Origin of the sequence: Streptomyces sp. NPDC102467, from assembly GCF_044765445.1 — a bacterium.
Classification (GTDB): domain Bacteria; phylum Actinomycetota; class Actinomycetes; order Streptomycetales; family Streptomycetaceae; genus Streptomyces.
This window is the reverse complement of the sequence record NZ_JBIWKA010000007.1, coordinates 292,986-310,127: the sequence shown is the minus strand read 5'-3', so window position 1 is coordinate 310,127 and position 17,142 is coordinate 292,986. Positions and strand designations below refer to the sequence as shown.

16 protein-coding genes are annotated in these 17,142 nt (G+C 70.9%); 8 read left to right on the top strand and 8 right to left on the bottom strand.

The features are described from left to right. Positions 1–197: 197 nt before the first annotated feature. From ACIREE_RS16760 to ACIREE_RS16740, 5 genes are all read right to left on the bottom strand, one after another. A complete protein-coding gene (locus ACIREE_RS16760) occupies positions 198–1,187 on the bottom strand; it encodes a TerC family protein (protein WP_404151860.1) in 990 nt (329 codons plus the stop codon). Between the two features lie 260 nt (positions 1,188–1,447). Next, positions 1,448–3,343 (bottom strand): TerD family protein, encoded by a 1,896-nt coding sequence (locus tag ACIREE_RS16755; RefSeq protein ID WP_404151857.1) that lies wholly within the window; start codon positions 3,341–3,343, stop codon positions 1,448–1,450. Between the two features lie 10 nt (positions 3,344–3,353). Beyond that, the gene (locus ACIREE_RS16750; RefSeq protein WP_363194063.1) at positions 3,354–3,920 is read right to left on the bottom strand and encodes a TerD family protein; all 567 of its coding nucleotides are present in this window, start codon (positions 3,918–3,920) and stop codon (positions 3,354–3,356) included. Positions 3,921–4,137: 217 nt separating this feature from the next. Further along, the gene (gene uvrB / locus ACIREE_RS16745) at positions 4,138–6,273 is read right to left on the bottom strand and encodes an excinuclease ABC subunit UvrB (RefSeq protein ID WP_404151854.1); all 2,136 of its coding nucleotides are present in this window, start codon (positions 6,271–6,273) and stop codon (positions 4,138–4,140) included. A 62-nt stretch (positions 6,274–6,335) separates the two neighbouring features. Further along, entirely contained in the window at positions 6,336–7,181 is an 846-nt protein-coding gene (locus tag ACIREE_RS16740) for an MHYT domain-containing protein (RefSeq protein ID WP_404151852.1), read from the bottom strand. Positions 7,182–7,453: 272 nt separating this feature from the next. On the opposite strand from ACIREE_RS16740, the gene ACIREE_RS16735 reads away from it, so the two are divergent. After that, positions 7,454–8,329, top strand: coding sequence for a glycerophosphodiester phosphodiesterase (locus tag ACIREE_RS16735; protein WP_404151849.1), 876 nt, complete (start codon positions 7,454–7,456; stop codon positions 8,327–8,329). Between the two features lie 117 nt (positions 8,330–8,446). Next, positions 8,447–8,968, top strand: coding sequence for a methylated-DNA--[protein]-cysteine S-methyltransferase (locus ACIREE_RS16730; protein WP_404151846.1), 522 nt, complete (start codon positions 8,447–8,449; stop codon positions 8,966–8,968). 86 nt (positions 8,969–9,054) lie between these two features. On the opposite strand, the gene ACIREE_RS16725 is transcribed toward ACIREE_RS16730, so the two are convergent. Continuing rightward, positions 9,055–9,441 (bottom strand): cupin domain-containing protein, encoded by a 387-nt coding sequence (locus ACIREE_RS16725; protein WP_404151843.1) that lies wholly within the window; start codon positions 9,439–9,441, stop codon positions 9,055–9,057. Between the two features lie 133 nt (positions 9,442–9,574). Here ACIREE_RS16725 and ACIREE_RS16720 point away from each other — a divergent pair, with 133 nt between their 5' ends. Both ACIREE_RS16720 and fdhA read left to right on the top strand, forming a co-directional pair. After that, positions 9,575–9,838 (top strand): GlsB/YeaQ/YmgE family stress response membrane protein, encoded by a 264-nt coding sequence (locus tag ACIREE_RS16720; protein WP_404151840.1) that lies wholly within the window; start codon positions 9,575–9,577, stop codon positions 9,836–9,838. A gap of 206 nt (positions 9,839–10,044) precedes the next feature. Further along, on the top strand, positions 10,045–11,271 hold the full coding sequence (gene fdhA, locus ACIREE_RS16715) for a formaldehyde dehydrogenase, glutathione-independent (protein ID WP_404151837.1): 1,227 nt from the start codon (positions 10,045–10,047) through the stop codon (positions 11,269–11,271). Between the two features lie 123 nt (positions 11,272–11,394). On the opposite strand, the gene ACIREE_RS16710 is transcribed toward fdhA, so the two are convergent. After that, positions 11,395–12,195, bottom strand: a complete 801-nt coding sequence (locus ACIREE_RS16710) for a methyltransferase domain-containing protein (RefSeq protein ID WP_404151835.1) — start codon at positions 12,193–12,195, stop codon at positions 11,395–11,397. A gap of 173 nt (positions 12,196–12,368) precedes the next feature. On the opposite strand from ACIREE_RS16710, the gene ACIREE_RS16705 reads away from it, so the two are divergent. Beyond that, positions 12,369–13,496 carry a magnesium and cobalt transport protein CorA gene (locus ACIREE_RS16705; protein WP_404151833.1) on the top strand — a complete coding sequence of 376 codons (1,128 nt, stop codon included), beginning with the start codon at positions 12,369–12,371 and terminating at the stop codon, positions 13,494–13,496. 16 nt (positions 13,497–13,512) lie between these two features. On the opposite strand, the gene ACIREE_RS16700 is transcribed toward ACIREE_RS16705, so the two are convergent. Then, positions 13,513–14,157, bottom strand: coding sequence for a uridine kinase (locus ACIREE_RS16700; RefSeq protein ID WP_404151831.1), 645 nt, complete (start codon positions 14,155–14,157; stop codon positions 13,513–13,515). Positions 14,158–14,202: 45 nt separating this feature from the next. Between ACIREE_RS16700 and ACIREE_RS16695 the strand changes: the two genes are divergently transcribed. From ACIREE_RS16695 to ACIREE_RS16685, 3 genes are all read left to right on the top strand, one after another. Continuing rightward, positions 14,203–14,895, top strand: coding sequence for a DUF2293 domain-containing protein (locus ACIREE_RS16695; protein WP_404151828.1), 693 nt, complete (start codon positions 14,203–14,205; stop codon positions 14,893–14,895). A gap of 114 nt (positions 14,896–15,009) precedes the next feature. Then, a complete protein-coding gene (locus ACIREE_RS16690; protein ID WP_404151825.1) occupies positions 15,010–15,495 on the top strand; it encodes a DUF1772 domain-containing protein in 486 nt (161 codons plus the stop codon). 152 nt (positions 15,496–15,647) lie between these two features. Beyond that, positions 15,648–17,138, top strand: coding sequence for a glutamate synthase subunit beta (locus tag ACIREE_RS16685; RefSeq protein ID WP_404151822.1), 1,491 nt, complete (start codon positions 15,648–15,650; stop codon positions 17,136–17,138). The last annotated feature ends 4 nt before the right edge of the window (positions 17,139–17,142 follow it).

Sequence of the window (17,142 nt, the reverse complement as noted above, 5' to 3'; positions counted from 1 at the left end):
TTTGACGGTTTTGGTGGGTTTCGGGGTCGGCCACCAGCGGTGGGGGGGGGCGTCATGTGTGTTTTTCGTACCCAACACCCCCCCCCCCCCCCCCCCCCCCCCCCCCCCCGCCGGGGCCCCCCCCCCCCCCCCCCCCCCCCCCCCCCCCCCGGTGGTGGTATTTCCTACGCCGATGCCGTCAGGCCTCGATGCTGTCCTTAGGCCTCGATGCTGTCCTTGCGAGCCGCTTCGGCCGCTTCCCGCTCGGCCTGCTTCTTGGAGGCGATGAGGCTGGTGATCGTCGTGATGATCAGGACGCCGCAGATCACGGCGAGCGAGACCGGGATGGAGATCTCCGGCACGTGCACACCGTTCTCGTGCAGCGCGTGCAGGACCAGCTTCACGCCGATGAATCCGAGGATCACCGACAGGCCGTAGCTGAGGTGGACCAGCTTCTTGAGCAGGCCACCGATGAGGAAGTACAGCTGGCGCAGGCCCATCAGGGCGAACGCGTTGGCCGTGAAGACGATGTACGGGTCCTGGGTCAGGCCGAAGATCGCGGGGATCGAGTCCATCGCGAACAGCACATCGGTCATGCCGATGGCGAGCATGACGACCAGGAGCGGCGTCATGATCTTCTTGCCGTGCTCCCGGATGAAGAGCTTCGTGCCGTGGTACCGGTCGGCGACGCCGAACTTCTTCTCGATGGACTTCAGGACACGGTTCTCCTCGAAGTCCTCCTCCTCGTCGTCCGCCATCGCCTCCTTGACGAGCTTCCAGGCGGTGTAGATGAGGAACGCGCCGAAGATGTAGAAGACCCAGGAGAAGTTGGCGATCACCGCGGCGCCCGCCGCGATGAAGATCGCCCGCAGCACCAGGGCGATGAGTACGCCGAACAGCAGCACGCGCTGCTGGAGCTGGGTGGGCACCGAGAACTTCGCCATGATCAGGATGAAGACGAAGAGGTTGTCGACACTGAGCGACTTCTCGGTGATGAAGCCCGCGAAGAACTCGCCGCCGGCCTGGCTGCTGCCCCAGATCGTCACGCCGACGCCGAAGAGCGCGGCGAGCGCGATCCAGACGACGGTCCAGATCCCGGCTTCCTTGATGGATACGTCGTGGGGCTTTCGCCCGATGAAGAAGTCGACCGCGATCAGGGCACACAGACCAAGAATGGTCAGTGCCCACAGGGTCATCGATACGTCCACTGCGCCTCCGGCGTCGTACGGCTACTGATCAGCGTCGTCGCTGCCGGAGGTCTCTTCCACCCGGGCGCCTGCCGCGCCCCGGGCCGGCGCCCCGGGATCGACGGCCATCGGGCCGGTCGTCCGTATTGACGGGAACGCCGCGTATGGGAGTACTCCCCTCCGCGTCAAGAAGAGTACCCGAATGACCCATGAAAGGTAAAGGGTTAGGTAAAGGTTGCCTCAAGTGCGCAGTTCAGGGGCGTGTATGGGGTCCGGGTAGGTCAGAGGCCTCTCTCCCGCCTGGCCCTTGACACTTCCGCCAGCACCTGATGCAGGACCGCGCTGCCGGGCGGGATCATCGGCGGGTCGTACGTCCACGCGTGGCCCACCCACGGGTCGGCCAGGTGGTCGTCGGGCATCGGCGTCAGACGCAGCAACGCCCGCCACAGGGGGTCGAGGAGCGGCCCGAACCCGGCGGCGTCCTCCCGGTCGGCCACCAGCATCAGGTGCACTCCGACCGGCGGGCCCTCGTCGGCGAGATAGCGCAGCCGGGTGATGGCGCGGTCGTCGAACCCGTGCGGGAAGTCGTGCACGATCAGCAGCTGCTCGGCGACGTCCAGATCATCCGGCAGAGAGTCGGCCACACCGTTCCTGACCGCCATCTGGACGAGGTCGACCCGCTCGGTGAGCCGGGTCAGCGTGTCGGTGACGCCCGCCGCGCCCCGGGCCACGGGACCGGCGAGCACCCCGGCGTCGACGAGCGGGGCGAGCGCGCCCGCCGCCGTGCCCCCCGGGTCGACGACATGCACGCTGAACTCGCCCGCCGGATAGGCCGCGAGCAGCCGCGCCGCGAGCACGACCGCGGTGTGCGCCGCCCGCGCCCGCAGTTCGTCGGCGTCCGGGAGCGCGTCGACGTCACCGGCCCCCGCGTCGATCCACAGGCCGCGCTCCAGCGGCAGCCGTACGAGCATCGGGATGTCCAGGCCGGCGCTCTCGCTCTCGGGCAGCCGCAGGTCGCCCAGCCGGACGGCCATGGGGAGCTCCATGGGGCTGCGGTAGGCGTGCCAGCACGGGTTGTCCCAGCCCGCGTACGCCGCCGGGAGCGCCGGTTCGACGACCTCGGACTCGGCGACGAGCTGGGCCAGGTCCCGGTCCAGTGCCTCTCGTGCCCGGTCGACCAGGGCACTGCGCTTGGCTCCGGCGGCCTCGCGCGCGGCGTCCGCCTGGCCGCTGATGCGGCTGCGCGGGTCGGAGAGCACCTGATCGAGCTCCTGCTCCATGCGGGAGTCGGCGAAGTCGACGGCACTGCGGTACGCGGCCGCCGTGCGGGCCAGGTCCTCGAACATGCCCCACACCTGGTTGTACAGCCGCTCGTCCATGCTCCAGCCGGTCGCGTCACCCGCTACCGGGGCCGCGGGCCGGGCCGGCTCGGCGGGACGCGCCGTGCCGGGAGGCGGGGACGCCTGGCGGCCCGGGTGCGTGTAGTCGATCGGGTCGTCGGAGCCGCCGCCGGGTGCGGTCGACACGGCAGGCGGCGGCAGGGCGCCCGAGGCGTGCACGGTCGTGGCCGCCGCGCGGACCTGGGCCTCGTCGGCCGGTCGCGGCGGGGGCGCCACCGTGCGAGCGAGGCCCTGGGCGACGGCGTCGTGGATGGCGCCGGCCAGCGCGGGCGCGTCGGACAGGCCCTGGTCGGCGAAGAGTGCGGCGAGCCCGTCGGCGTACCCCTGGCCGATGGCACGGACCTTCCAGGCGTCTCCTCTGCGGTACAGCTCGAGGGCGGTGACGGCCGACTCCGTGTCGAGGTCGGTGATGGTGTAGCTGGCCTCTTCGGTGCCGTCGAGGCCGGTGACCGCGAGGAACGGGGCCGCCACCGCGCCGAACCGGGTGGGCCCGCCGCCGCCGACGGGCAGGGCGAGCAGCACGGTGACGCGGTGCACGTCCTGCGGCATCGCGTCCAGATCGACGGCGAGGCGGTGGTCGGCCGCGGCCTGGCGCGGGACTTCGAGGCCGGGCAGCGCGGGCGCGCCGGGGTGTGCGACGCGCTCGGGGCCGCGGACGGTGCCCCGGTCGTCGGCGAGCGTGGCGCCCGCGACGACCGGCCGGCCGGCCGACACCCGGATCTCCAGACGGGTCCGGGCGAGGGGGTGATTCTGGCCCCTCACCAGTTCGGGGGCCATCACGGCCCCGCTACAGGCCGGGCAGGATCGCGGGCATCAGGTCCTGGAAGGTCCGGCCGTTGGCCGCAGCGCCCAGGGCCGTCATCTTCCAGCCCGCGCCGTCCCGGTGCACCTTCGCCATGATCTGCGCCGTGTACTGGCCGCCGCCGTCGAGCGTGTAGCGCGCGAGCTCCTGGCCGGTCGTCTCGTCGACCAGGCGACAGAACGCGTTCTGCACTTCCTGGAAGGTCTGTCCCGTGAAGGAGTTGACCGTGAAGACGATCTGGTCGATGTGCACCGGGACGCGCGCGAGGTCGACGAGGATCGCCTCGTCGTCTCCGCCCTGGCCGACACCGCCGACCAGGTTGTCACCGGTGTGCCGCACCGAGCCGTCGTCGCTGACGAGGTGGCGGAAGAAGACCACGTCCACGGGCTGCTTGTCGGCGAAGAGGACCGCGGACGCGTCGAGGTCGATCTCGCGCGTACGGGTACCGAACAGGCCGCGCCGTGGGGCGGCCTGCCAGCCGAGGCCCATACGCACGGCGGTGAGGGTGCCTCCGCCCTGCTTCTCCAGACTGATGGCCTGACCCTTGGTCAAGCTGATGCCGGGGCCCTTCGAAAAATTGGCGGAACCGGCGGAATCGGCCGTCACGTGCTGTCCCCTCTCGAACTGTCCCCTGTTACCGCGGCTTGCGCGCGGCTGGTCCAAACCCTAGAGGGCGGCACCGACAACGCTGCCACCGCGGGCGGGGTTTTGTGGCGGTCTTGCAACACACCGCTCGCACCCCGCCCGTCACGGCAGGTCAGGTGGCAGGTCAGGCGATGCCTGCCTCCTTCATCTGGCGCAGCTCCTTCTTCATTTCGGACACCTCGTCGCGCAGCCGGGCCGCGATCTCGAACTGCAGGCCCGCCGCGGCGGTCCGCATCCGCTCGGTCAACTCCTCGATCTGCGCGGAGAGTTCGGCCGCGGGGCGGTCGGTGGGGACGGTCTGCTCCGCCTTGCCGCGCTTCTTCGCGCCGGTGTCCGCCTTGCCGAGCGAGGGGACGGGGGCCTTGGCACCCTTTCCGTCCTTGCCGCCCTTGCGGTAGCCGCTGCCGAGCAGTTCCTCCGTGTCGACGTCCTCGCGCGCGATGGACGCCACGATGTCGTTGATCTTCTTACGGAGGGGCTGCGGGTCGATGCCGTTCGCCTCGTTGTACGCGACCTGCTTCTCGCGGCGGCGATTGGTCTCGTCGATGGCCTTCTCCATCGACGGGGTGATCCTGTCGGCGTACATGTGGACCTGCCCCGACACGTTACGAGCCGCACGGCCGATGGTCTGGATCAGCGACGTGCCGGAGCGCAGGAAGCCCTCCTTGTCGGCGTCGAGGATCGCCACCAGGGAGACCTCGGGCAGGTCGAGTCCCTCACGCAGCAGGTTGATGCCGACCAGGACGTCGTACTCGCCCGCGCGCAGCTCGCGCAGCAGCTCGACGCGGCGCAGGGTGTCGACGTCGCTGTGCAGATAGCGCACGTGGATGCCGAGCTCCAGGAAGTAGTCCGTGAGGTCCTCGGCCATCTTCTTGGTGAGCGTGGTGACCAGGACGCGCTCGTCCTTCTCGGTGCGCGTACGGATCTCGTGCACCAGGTCGTCGATCTGCCCCTCGGTGGGCTTGACGACGACCTCCGGGTCGATGAGGCCGGTGGGGCGGATGATCTGCTCGACGAAGCCGTCCCCGCGCGAGAGCTCGTAGTTCCCGGGTGTCGCCGACAGGTAGACGGTCTGGCCGATGCGCTCCTGGAACTCTTCCCACTTCAGGGGGCGGTTGTCGAGCGCGGACGGCAGCCGGAAGCCGTGGTCGACGAGTGTGCGCTTACGGGAGGCGTCGCCCTCGTACATGGCGCCGATCTGCGGCACGGTGACGTGCGACTCGTCGATGACCAGGAGGAAGTCGTCCGGGAAGTAGTCGAGCAGCGTGTTCGGCGGGGAGCCGGGCTCGCGGCCGTCGAAGTGCATCGAGTAGTTCTCCACGCCGGAGCAGGAGCCGATCTGGCGGAGCATCTCGATGTCGTACGTGGTGCGCATGCGCAGGCGCTGGGCCTCCAGCATCTTGCCCTGCTTCTCCAGGGTGGTCAGGCGCTCGGCCAGCTCCTTCTCGATGTCGTTCACCGCGCGCTCCAGGCGCTCGGGGCCCGCCACGTAGTGCGAGGCGGGGAAGATGTACAGCGACTCGTCGTCGCTGATGACCTCGCCGGTGAGCGGGTGCAGCGTGGAGAGCCGCTCGATCTCGTCGCCGAACATCTCGATGCGGACCGCGAGCTCTTCGTAGACGGGGAAGATCTCGATGGTGTCGCCGCGCACCCGGAAGGTGCCGCGCTGGAAGGCCACGTCGTTGCGCGTGTACTGGATGTCGACGAAGCGGCGCAGGAGCTCGTCCCGGTCGAACTCGGCGCCGACCTTCAGGGGGACCATGCGGTCGACGTACTCCTGCGGCGTACCCAGGCCGTAGATGCAGGAGACGGAGGCGACCACGACGACGTCGCGGCGGGTCAGCAGTGAGTTCGTCGCGGAGTGGCGCAGGCGCTCCACCTCCTCGTTGATCGAGGAGTCCTTCTCGATGTATGTGTCCGACTGCGGGACGTACGCCTCGGGCTGGTAGTAGTCGTAGTACGAGACGAAGTACTCGACCGCGTTGTTCGGCAGCAGCTCGCGGAACTCATTGGCCAGCTGGGCGGCCAGCGTCTTGTTCGGTGCCATCACCAGCGTGGGGCGCTGGAGCTTCTCGATCATCCACGCCGTGGTGGCGGACTTGCCGGTGCCGGTCGCGCCGAGCAGGACGACGTCCTTCTCACCTGCGCGTACGCGCTTCTCCAGCTCGGCGATGGCCGCGGGCTGGTCACCGCTGGGCTGGTACGGACTGACGACCTCGAAGGGCGCCACCGTGCGTTCGATCTTGGATACGGGCCGCATGGAATCAACCGTACGACCCCCCACTGACAACCGGGTGCGATCGACCGCTCAGGGCCGCCCGGTCACCAGCGCTGCGGCGTGCGTGGCGCCTGCCGGTCGGGGGCCCGGTGGGGCCGTGCCACAGGGTGGCCGCCGTCCAGGGCCGCCGCCTCCTGGGCGTCCCGCCGATCGGGGCGGCCCATGACCATCAGCGGGTCGAACATGACGACCACGCCGGCCAGGAGCAGGAAGCACAGGGGGCCGATCATCATCGGGGCGAGTATCGCGGCAGCCGAGTCCCCTCCGGGGGAGCCGGTGGTGGCGCCGTGCGTCTCGACGCTGACGGCCGCCATCCCCATGTAGTGCATCCCGGAGACGGCGAGCCCCATGATCAGACTCGCACCGAGGCTCCACAGGATGCCGCGGACCTGGACGGCCGCCCACAGTGCGGCGGTGGCGGCCACCATGGCGACCACCACAGAGGCGCCTACAAGGAAGGTGTTGTACTCGATCGTCCCGTGAAGCCGCATTCCGGCCATTCCCAGGTAGTGCATCGACGCGACGCCCAGGCCGGTGATCGTGCCTCCCGTGAACAGGGCGGGACCGGTCGCCCCCTTGTAGCCGACGATGAAGACGCCCACGCCGACCATCACGATGGCGATGCCGAGGCTCGCGAACGTCAGCGCCTTGTCGTAGTGGATCGGCATGCCCTCGACGCTGAAGCCCATCATGGCGATGAAGTGCATCGTCCAGATGCCCGAGCCGATCGCCGCGGAGCCGAGCGCGAGCCAGCCCGCCCGCCACGTGTTGGCCACGAGCAGCGACCTTGTGGTGCACCGCAGGCCGAGAGCGCCTCCGAGGCAGGCCATGAAGTACGCCACCACTGGCGTAACCAGTCCATAACTGAAGCCGTCGACCGTCCCTTGCATGCGCCGCAGCCCTTCCGCCTGACTTGTTGCCCGGTATGTCCTGCTCGTTCCTCTGTCAACGGCCACGGGCTTGGCGGCGGTTGAGGCTGAGATTAAAGCGCACACAGGAACGTCCGAACGATTTTCCGGCAAAGAACTCCGCCGCCGAACGCGGGGTAGGTCGCAGTTGGACAACTCCGTTCAACCTCTGACCATCCTTCGCCTGTGTTCCGTTGACCATCGGCTGTCAGTCTCGTGCCTGTACGTGATCTCACGACGCACGAGGAGCAGACGTGTACGCACGCACCGCAGTCGCACTGGCCTCCGTGACCGGCTCCGCCATCATCGGCGTCCTGGTCCTGCCCACCGCCGCACAAGCCACCACCGGGCACCACAGAACCGTGGTCGTCGCTCACCGCGGAGCGTCCGCCTACGCCCCCGAGAACACCCTGGAAGCCGTCGACGAGGCCGACGACCTGGGCTTCACCTGGGTCGAGAACGACGTGCAGCGCACCAAGGACGGCGCGCTCGTCGTGATCCACGACACGACCCTGGCGCGCACCACGAACGCCGAAGAGGTCTTCCCCGGCCGCGCCCCGTGGAATGTGGGGGACTTCACCGCCGCGGAGATCGCCAGGCTCGACGCGGGCAGCTGGAAGGGCGCCGAGTTCACCGGCGCGCGGATCCCGACCCTGCACCAGTACCTGGAGCAGGTGGCGGACAACCATCAGAAGCTGCTCATGGAGATCAAGTCGCCCGAGCTGTACCCGGGGATCGAGGACCAGATCCTGCGCCAGCTCCGCAAGGACGGCTGGCTGAAGAACGGGCGCATCAAGCACCGGCTGGTCATCCAGAGCTTCAGTGCGGACAGCGTGCGGACCGTGCACGAGCGGCGCCCGGACATCAAGACCGGGTTCCTCGGCACGCCCGCCGTCGCCGAGCTGCCCGCGTACGCGAAGTTCGCCGACCAGATCAACCCGAGCAACTCGACGATCTCCGCGGACTACGTGAACGCGGTGCACGCGCTCAAGGGCCCGCACGGCAAACCGCTCGAGGTCTACACCTGGACGGTCAACGACGAGGCGGCCACGCGGCGGGTGGCCGGATTCGGCGTCGACGGGATCATCACCAACAACCCGGACGTGGTGCGTGAGGCCCTCGACGACTGACCGGTTCCGGGCGCCGGGGCGTTGTCAGTGCCCGCCCGTACCGTGGTCGGCATGAACGCCACTGGGCAGAGGGCCACTGGGTAGGACGAGAGCGCACCCGGCGCGTCGCGGCGGGTCGTGTGGGCCGTCGTGGGCAGCGGCATCGGGCCGCTGCTGCTCGCCGCGACGGACGAGGGGCTGGTGAGCGTGGCCTTCCACGCCACCGATGCGGTGCGGGACGCCATGCTCGGCCGGCTCGGCTCCCGGTTCGGGGCGGAGCCGGTCGAGGCGCCGGACGCGCCGCTGCTCGTCGAGGCGGCGCGTCAGCTGAGCGAGTACTTCGCCGGGCGGCGCCGCGACTTCGAGCTGCCGCTCGACTGGTCGCTGATCGCCGGGTTCAACCGGGAGGTGCTGCGCGAGCTTGCGGCCGGGGTGCCGTACGGGGCCGTCGTGGGGTACGGGGAGCTGGCCCGCCGCGTCGGACAGCCCGGGGCCGCGCAGGCCGTGGGTGCGGCGATGGGGGCCAATCCGTTGCCGGTCGTGGTGCCGTGCCATCGGGTGGTGGAGCGCGACGGGGGGATCGGGGGGTTCGGTGGCGGGCTCGAGACGAAGCGGAAGTTGCTCGCGCTGGAGGGGGTGCTGCCCGAGCCGCTGTTCTGAGCGCGGCCGGGCCGGGGGCCCATCGGTCGCCTTGAGGGCTCAGAGCCTGTCTGTGAACCCCCGTCGTCCGTGCGAAGCACAGGCTCTCAGGGCAGCGTGATGGCGTAGGCCTTGCGCAGCGTCTCGTGGATCGTCCACGTCGTGCGGTCGCCCTCGCGGAGCACGGCAGCCGTGCCGGGGCCGAGTTCCAGGACGGCGCCGCCCTCGACCTCGACGGTGGCGCGGCCGCTGACGACCACGAACATCTCGTTCGCCTCGGTGTCGGTGACGACGCCGGGCGTGATCTGCCAGATACCGCGCAGCTGCTTGCCGTCGGCCGACTCCCACAGCACCGCGCCGGTGACGACCGGGGTGCCGGAGACGATCTGGGCCGGGTCGAGCGGTTCCGGCTCCAGTTCCACGTCCGGGACACGGACGGCGAAGGAAGCGGTGGACGGGGTGGGCGTGGCGGTGAGCCGGTCGTTCGTGGTCATGGGCGGTCACGCTAGTTGACCTGCGCCTCTCCTCTCACTGGACGGCTCGTAGCGTGTGCGCGGCCGTGACTGGACGGGCCGTCGAGCGACTGGACTTGTAAAGCGACTTGGCGACATTTCCCGGGAGGCCGGCATGGAGATCTCCGGCATTCTCAGCGCCATCGTGATCGGCATCGTCATCGGTGTGCTCGGCCGTCTGGCGCTGCCCGGCCGGCAGCGCATCGGCATCCTGGCGACGGTCGCCGTCGGCATCGTGGCGGCCCTGCTCGGCTCCGCGATAGCCGCGGGCTTCGACGTCGCCGACACCAAGGGCGTGGACTGGGTCGAGTGGGTGATCCAGATCGGCCTGGCGGCGCTCGGTGTCGCCCTCCTCGACCGCGGTCGGCTCCGCCGCTGAGCCTCGCGCCGCGCCCGCTTCGGCGCGGTCTCCCCTCGCCGACCGCGGCGCTCCTTCTCCAGCAACCGGCCGCACCCCTCCCTTCTCCGGCAACTTGTCCGCCAGGGCTCCTCAGAGCGCCGTTTCGGTAGCAGACTCCGCCGTGCGCACAGCCGGAACATCCGCCGTACGACGAGTCACGGAGCCGAAGGGACGGCGATCAGGACATGAGCGGGAACAGGGCAGTCGCGTATCTCAAGCCGGGTGCGGTGGAGGTCAGGACCATCGACCACCCGACGCTCGAACTGAAGGACGGCCCGGGGGTGGCGTCCGCGAACGTCGGCCGGACGTGCCGGCACGGCGTCATCCTCAAGGTGCTGGCCACCAACATCTGCGGCAGCGACCAGCACATGGTGCGTGGCCGCACCACCGCGCCCGAGGGCCTGGTCCTCGGCCACGAGATCACCGGCGAGATCGTCGAGAAGGGTCCCGACGTCGAGTTCCTGGACGTCGGGGACATCGTCTCGGTGCCGTTCAACATCGCCTGCGGGCGGTGCCGCAACTGCAAGGAGCGCAAGACCGGCATCTGCCTCAACGTCAACCCCGGGCGCCCCGGGGCGGCGTACGGCTATGTCGACATGGGCGGCTGGGTCGGCGGGCAGGCCGAGTTCGTCATGATTCCGTATGCGGACTTCAACGCGCTGCGCTTCCCCGACCCGGAGCAGGCGCGCGAGAAGCTGCTCGATCTGACGATGCTGTCGGACATCTTCCCGACCGGCTTCCACGGCGCGGTGACCGCGGGCACCGAGGTCGGCTCGACGGTGTACGTCGCCGGGGCCGGGCCCGTCGGGCTCGCGGCGGCCGCCTCCGCGCAGCTCCTCGGCGCGGCCGTGGTGATCGTCGGCGACCTGAACTCCGAACGGCTCGCGCAGGCACGCAGCTTCGGCTGCGAGACGGTCGACCTGACGCGGGGCGCCGTCGAGGACCAGGTCGCCGAGATCCTCGGTGTGCCCGAGGTGGACGCGGCTGTCGACGCGGTCGGCTTCGAGGCGCGGGCGCACGGCCCGGACTCCACCGAGGCGCCCGCGACCGTCCTCAACTCGCTGATGGGCCTCACCGCGGCCGGCGGCGCGCTCGGCATCCCCGGCCTGTACGTCACCGACGACCCGGGCGGTGTGGACCAGGACGCGCGCACCGGGACGCTGAAGGTGCGGCTCGGGCTCGGCTGGGCGAAGAGTCACCGGCTCACGACCGGGCAGTGCCCCGTCATGAAGTACCACCGGGGTCTGATGATGGCGATCCTGCACGAGCGCGTGCACATCGCCAAGGCCGTCAACGCGACGGTCATCGGACTGGACGAAGCGCCGCGCGGCTACGCCGAGTTCGACCAGGGTGCGAGCAGGAAGTACGTCATCGATCCGCACGGGTCCCTCAGCGGGGTGCGACCCGTGTAAGGCCGTAGGGGCCGTAGGGGCCGTAGGAGGCGACCGGGGAAGTGGGTGCCACGCGCGCGTGGCACCCACTTCTCGCAGGAGCCAGGCGCGTTGCACCCACTTTTCGCGGGAGCGGCGGGGCCCCTACCCCTTCCTCCCCCACGCCGAGATCAGCGGGGCCGTCGCCAGGTCCATCGTGCCCGTCGCCACGTTGGCCAGGTGCCGGTCGATTTCTTCGTCCGTGGCCAGGTCCGCCTCGATCAGGGAGGCGCGGATCTGCTCGACCGTCGCGGTCTCCAGGGCCGTGCAGGCGGGGGACGTCAGGGGGAAGTACGCGTCCGCCTCGACCTGACGCAGGCCTGCCTCGCGAAGCAGGCGGGGGAGTTTGCGGCCGTACGACAGGTCGGCGCCGCGCTCCGCGAGCAGGGCGCGGAAGCCGTGGCGCAGGCGGTTGGCAAGTTGTTGCTCGGGGCCGTGCTCGTCGGGGCAGAGCAGCGGCTGCAGGGCGGGGTCGGCGTCCTCCAGGAGGAGGCGGCCGCCGGGGCGCAGGGAGCGGATCATGGACTCCAACGCCCGCTCCCGGTCCGGGACATGGACCAGGACGAGCCGGGCGTGCACGAGGTCGAAGCCCTCGGCGGGCGGCTCGTCGGCGCCGACGTCGTGCCGGCGCACCTCGACGGGGCTGCGCGGCGCCGTGGTCTGCCAGGACGTGTCGATGTCGGTGGCGAGGACCCGGCCGGTCGGGCCGACCTTCCGCGCCAGCCAGGACACCACCGAGGTGCCGCCGGCGCCGACTTCCCAGCAACGCCAGCCGGAGCCGATGCCGAACCGCTCGATGTGCCGGAACGTCGTGGGATCGAAAAGGGTCGAGAAGGCGTCGAAACGCCGCCCCGCCTCGGGCTGCTGATTGTCGAGAAGGTAGGCGTGGCCACCGGATCGCATCATGGGCCGATCATCCCAGCCCCCTTGCCCGATACCGCTCATTTGCCCTGCTTGGCGCCTGCACCGGGCCTGCCGCGTTGTCGGTGGTCGCTGGCAGACTGGCTGGCCGAGTCACCCTCGTGGCAGGGCGGCGGCCAGGTACGACCACGTACGGGAACGGGCACGAGGAGCCGAGCATGTCGATGGCGGGCAACCTGCGGAAGGTCGGCGGCCTGCGCGGGGTGGGCGGGCTGCGGAAGGTCGCGCGGCTTGCGCGGCGGCGGCCGCGGGTCGATCTGAGTCACCCGGCGCGCTCCCCGCTCGGCTCCGCGGTGGTGAACTGCGTGACGTATCGCGAGGGCGTGCGCGAGACGGGCGGCCGCGATCTCGTCGAGGCGGTGCGCGCGGTGCGCAAGTCGGACGACGGGTTCGTCTGGCTCGGTCTGCACGAGCCCTCCGCGCTGGAGATCGCGGACGTCGCCGAGCTCTTCGACCTGCATCCGCTGGCGGTGGAGGACGCGGTCCACGCGCATCAGCGGCCGAAGATCGAGCGGTACGGGCAGACGCTGTTCGCGGTCCTGAAGACGGTCTGTTACGTCGAGCACACGGAGCTCACCGCGACCAGCGAGGTCGTCGACACCGGCGAGATCATGGTGTTCGTCGGACGGGACTTCGTGATCACGGTGCGGCACGGGTCGCACGGCTCGCTCGGCCCGCTGCGGGAGACCCTGGAGGCCGATCCGGAGCAGCTCGCCAAGGGTCCTGCCGCGGTGCTGCACGCGATCGCGGACGGTGTGGTCGACGACTATCTGACGGTGATCGACGAGGTTCAGTCGGACATCGACGATGTCGAGGCGGCCGTGTTCGCGCAGAACGGCGCGCGGGCGGACCCGGGCCGGATCTACCAGCTCAAGCGGGAACTCCTGGAGCTGAAGCGGGCGGTGGCACCGCTGGCCCGTCCGGTACTGGAGCTCGGCAGGCGTTCGTTCCCCGCCGTGCCGCCCGAGATACAGGCGTACTTCCGTGACGTCTCGGACCACTTGATGCGGGCGGTCGAGCAGATAGCGGCCTTCGACGAGCTGCTGAACTCGATCCTGCAGGCCCATCTCGCGCAGGTGACGGTCGCGCAGAACGAGGACATGCGCAAGATCACGGCGTGGGCCGCGATCGTCGCCGTGCCGACGATGGGCTGCGGGATCTACGGCATGAACTTCGACCACATGCCCGAACTGCACTGGCGTTTCGGGTATCCGATCATGCTGTCCGTCATCGCCGTGATCTGTGTCGGCGTCTACCGGGGGTTCAAGCGGAACGGCTGGCTCTGACCGGCCCGCGGCCCTGTCACCGTCGTGACCAGGCGGGATGCCGCGGATCGTCCGCGCGGACGAGCACGTCGGCCTGGGCCCCCGGGCCCGTCTCGGCGTCGTAGCGGGCGAAGGCGGGCAGCGTCCACCGGTCGGCTTCGGGCGTACGCCGCCGCAGCGCTCCCGGGGTCAGTCCCACGTGGACGGTCAGGTCGAACGGGAACCAGTGGTTCAGCAGAAAGGGTCCGTGCAGCAACAAGGCTCCGCCGGGCGGGAGTCGGACGTAGGGCGTGCGGGTGGCGCGGTCGGTCGCGGGGTCCCACAGATCGGGCAGGACCCGGCCCGTGCCGTCCGGTTCGAGGGGGCCGAACACCTCACGCCACATCGCTCCCGTGTCGAACCAGCCGCTGTAGTACGACTCCTCGTCCTCGTGCCCGAACTCGTAGCGCAGGGAGGCCGGGCGCAGGAAGCCTTCCGTGCCGATGACCACGGAGGTGCGGCCGCGCACGCGCAGGGCTTCGGCGACGCGGGCCGCGAGGTCTCCGGGGCGGGCAGCCGGGGCGCCGTCGAACGCGACCTTCGGCCAGGCTCCGCCGTCGGCCGGCTTCAGGTCGAGCAGGCGCTCGGCGAGGGCGTCGCCGAGCCGTTCCCAGGTGATCGCTTCGAGTCGCACGCGATCCATGATGCCGGGCGGTGGCGCGGGCGCCGCGGCGGGCATGACGTTCGTATGAGCAGCGCGATGTCGCCGTCCCCCTCCCCCCTCGCGGTGCGTGGCCCCCTCGTCTTCCAGCCGGTGAAGCGCAGGCGGTGCGCGGCCTGTCGTACGGGGCCGCTCACCCTGCTGGTCATGTCGGACGGGCAGCCGCACTGCCTGGACTGCGTCGGCCTGGGGCATCTGGTGTATCTGCCGCGCGGCGACACGGCGCTGACCCGGCGGTCCCGGGAGGAGAGCGCGCTGTCGGCGGTCGTGGTGCGCTTCCACCGGCGGCGCGGGCGGTACGAGCGGCAGGGCGTGCTCGTCGAGGAGGCGGCGCTCGCGCGGGCCGAGGCACGCTGTCTCGCGGACGCCGAGGCGCGGGCCGGGCGGCGGGAGCGGGACGCGGCGCGGCGTGCGGCGCAGGACGTGCGGTTCCTGGTGGCGTTCGCGGCGGAGATCCGGCGGCTGTTCCCCGGGTGCCCGCCGCACCGGGCGGCGGCCATCGCCGGGCACGCCGGGCTGCGGGGCAGTGGTCGGGTGGGGCGCAGCGCGGCGGGGCGGGCGCTGTCACAGGGCGCGGTGAGCGCCGCGGTCCGGGCCGCGGTACGCCACGTCGACACTCCGTACGACCGCTTGCTGATGGAGGGGGTGGCCTGGAAGGAGGCGCGGCTGCGGGTGGCCGGGACCGTCGCGGCCGTGCTGGACGACTGGCGGGCGGGCTGAACCCCGGAGGCGGATGCGCGGAGGACGGATGCGGAGCGTGCAGAAAGCGCTGCCATGGCCGGAGTTCTACGGCATGATCCCCGTACGCAGCGGACTGGCCCTGGGGGGATCGGGATGATCGAGGGACCGTATTTCGTGCTCGTCGTGCTCGGGGCACTGTGGTGCGGGGTCACCGCGGGCGTGTTCGTCGCGTTCTCCACGTTCGTGATGCGCGGGCTCGGGGCGCTGCCCGCCGCGCGCGGGATCGCGGCGATGAACTCCCTCAACGTCGCCGCGGTGAACCCGGCTTTCATGGTGGTCTTTCTCGGCGCGGCCGTACTGTGCGCGGTGATCGCCGTCGTCACGTTCGTGCTGTGGCCCGACGAGGGCACCGTGGAGCTGCTGGTCGGCTGCGTCCTGCATCTCGCGGGTTCGTTCGGCGTGACGATCGTGGCGAACATTCCACGCAACGAGGCCCTCGCCGCGCTGGCCGGTGACGAGGAGTCCGAGAGCAGCGCCGCGTACTGGCGTACGTACCTGGACGAGTGGGTGAGGTGGAACCACGTCCGGGGCGCTGCCGCGCTCGCCGCGTCGGCCTCGTTCGTGCTGGCTCTGACCTGAGGCGCTGCCCGGGGCCCCCGACTGCGCGGCGCACCGACTGGGCGCGGACCGACTGGGCAGGCCCGACTGGGCGCGCAATATGGTGCAATCCCGACGTATCGTGGCGAAAAGAGCCATCGCGGCACAAGGAGCCACTGCGTAGGGAGACGGCCATGGCCGACCCCAAGGGCTTTCTCACCACGCCTCGGCAGGAGGCGCCGCGTCGGCCCGTGGAGGAGCGGGTCCGCGACTGGGACGAGGTGTACGTCCCCGGCGGGCTGCTGCCGATCGTCCATGCGCAGGCCGACCGGTGCATGGACTGCGGGATCCCGTTCTGCCACGAGGCGTGCCCGCTGGGGAATCTGATCCCCGAGTGGAACGAGCTGGTGGCGCGGGACGACTGGCGGGCCGCGAGCGAGCGGCTGCACGCCACGAACAACTTCCCGGAGTTCACCGGCCGGCTCTGTCCCGCCCCGTGCGAGGCGGGCTGCGTCCTCGCGATCAACCAGCCGGCGGTCACCATCAAGAACGTCGAGGTGGCCATCGCCGACCGGGCCTGGCAGGACGGGCTCGTGACCGCCCGGCCGCCCGACCGGCTGAGCGGGCGGACCGTCGCCGTCGTCGGTTCGGGGCCCGCAGGGCTCGCCGCGGCGCAGCAGCTGGCGCGGGCCGGGCACACCGTGGCCGTGTACGAGCGGGACGACCGTCCGGGCGGACTGCTGCGCTACGGGATTCCGGCCTTCAAGATGGAGAAGCGTCAACTCGACCGCAGGCTGGCGCAGTTGACGGATGAAGGCGTGCGCTTTCGTACGTCGACGGAGGTCGGCCGGGACATCACCGCGGCCGAGCTGCGGGCCCGGTACGACGCCGTGGTGCTCGCCACGGGAGCGACCGCGTGGCGCGAACTGGAGGTCCCTGGGCGGGGGTTGGCCGGGGTTCATCAGGCGATGGAGTATCTGCCGTTGGCCGGCCGGGTGTGCGAGGGCACCCTCGACGCGTCACCGCTGAGCGCGGCCGGCCGGCACGTCATCGTCGTCGGCGGCGGCGACACCGGCGCCGACTGCCTGGGTACGGCGGTACGTGAAGGAGCGCTGTCCGTAACGCAGTTGGACATCTACGACATGCCCGCGGACGTGCGCGACGAAGAGGCCGAGCCCTGGCCCACGTACCCGAAGCTGTACCGGCTCTCCGCCGCGCACGAGGAGGCGGGCGAGCTGCGGACGGCACCGGCCGCCGACGCGGACGCGCGGCTCTTCGCGGCGTCGACCCTGCGGTTCACCGGGGACGCGTACGGGCACGTGCGGGCGTTGCACCTGGTCGGCGTGGACGCGGCGCGGCAGCCGCGTGCGGGCACCGAACGGGAGCTGCCCGCCGACCTGGTACTGCTGGCGCTGGGCTTCACCGGCCCTGAGCGTCAAGTGGGCGGAATCGTCGACCAGTTGGGGCTCGCCGTCACCGAGCGGGGCGGGCTCGCGCGGGATGTCGCCTTCGGCACCGAGGTGCCGGGGGTGTTCGTCGCCGGGGATGCCGGGCGGGGGCAGTCGCTCGTGGTGTGGGCGATCGCGGAGGGGCGGGCCGCCGCCGCGGCCGTGGACCGGTGGCTGACCGGCGCCACGCAGCTCCCGGCGCCGATCGGGGCGCACGACCGGCCCATGACCGCGTGAGCGC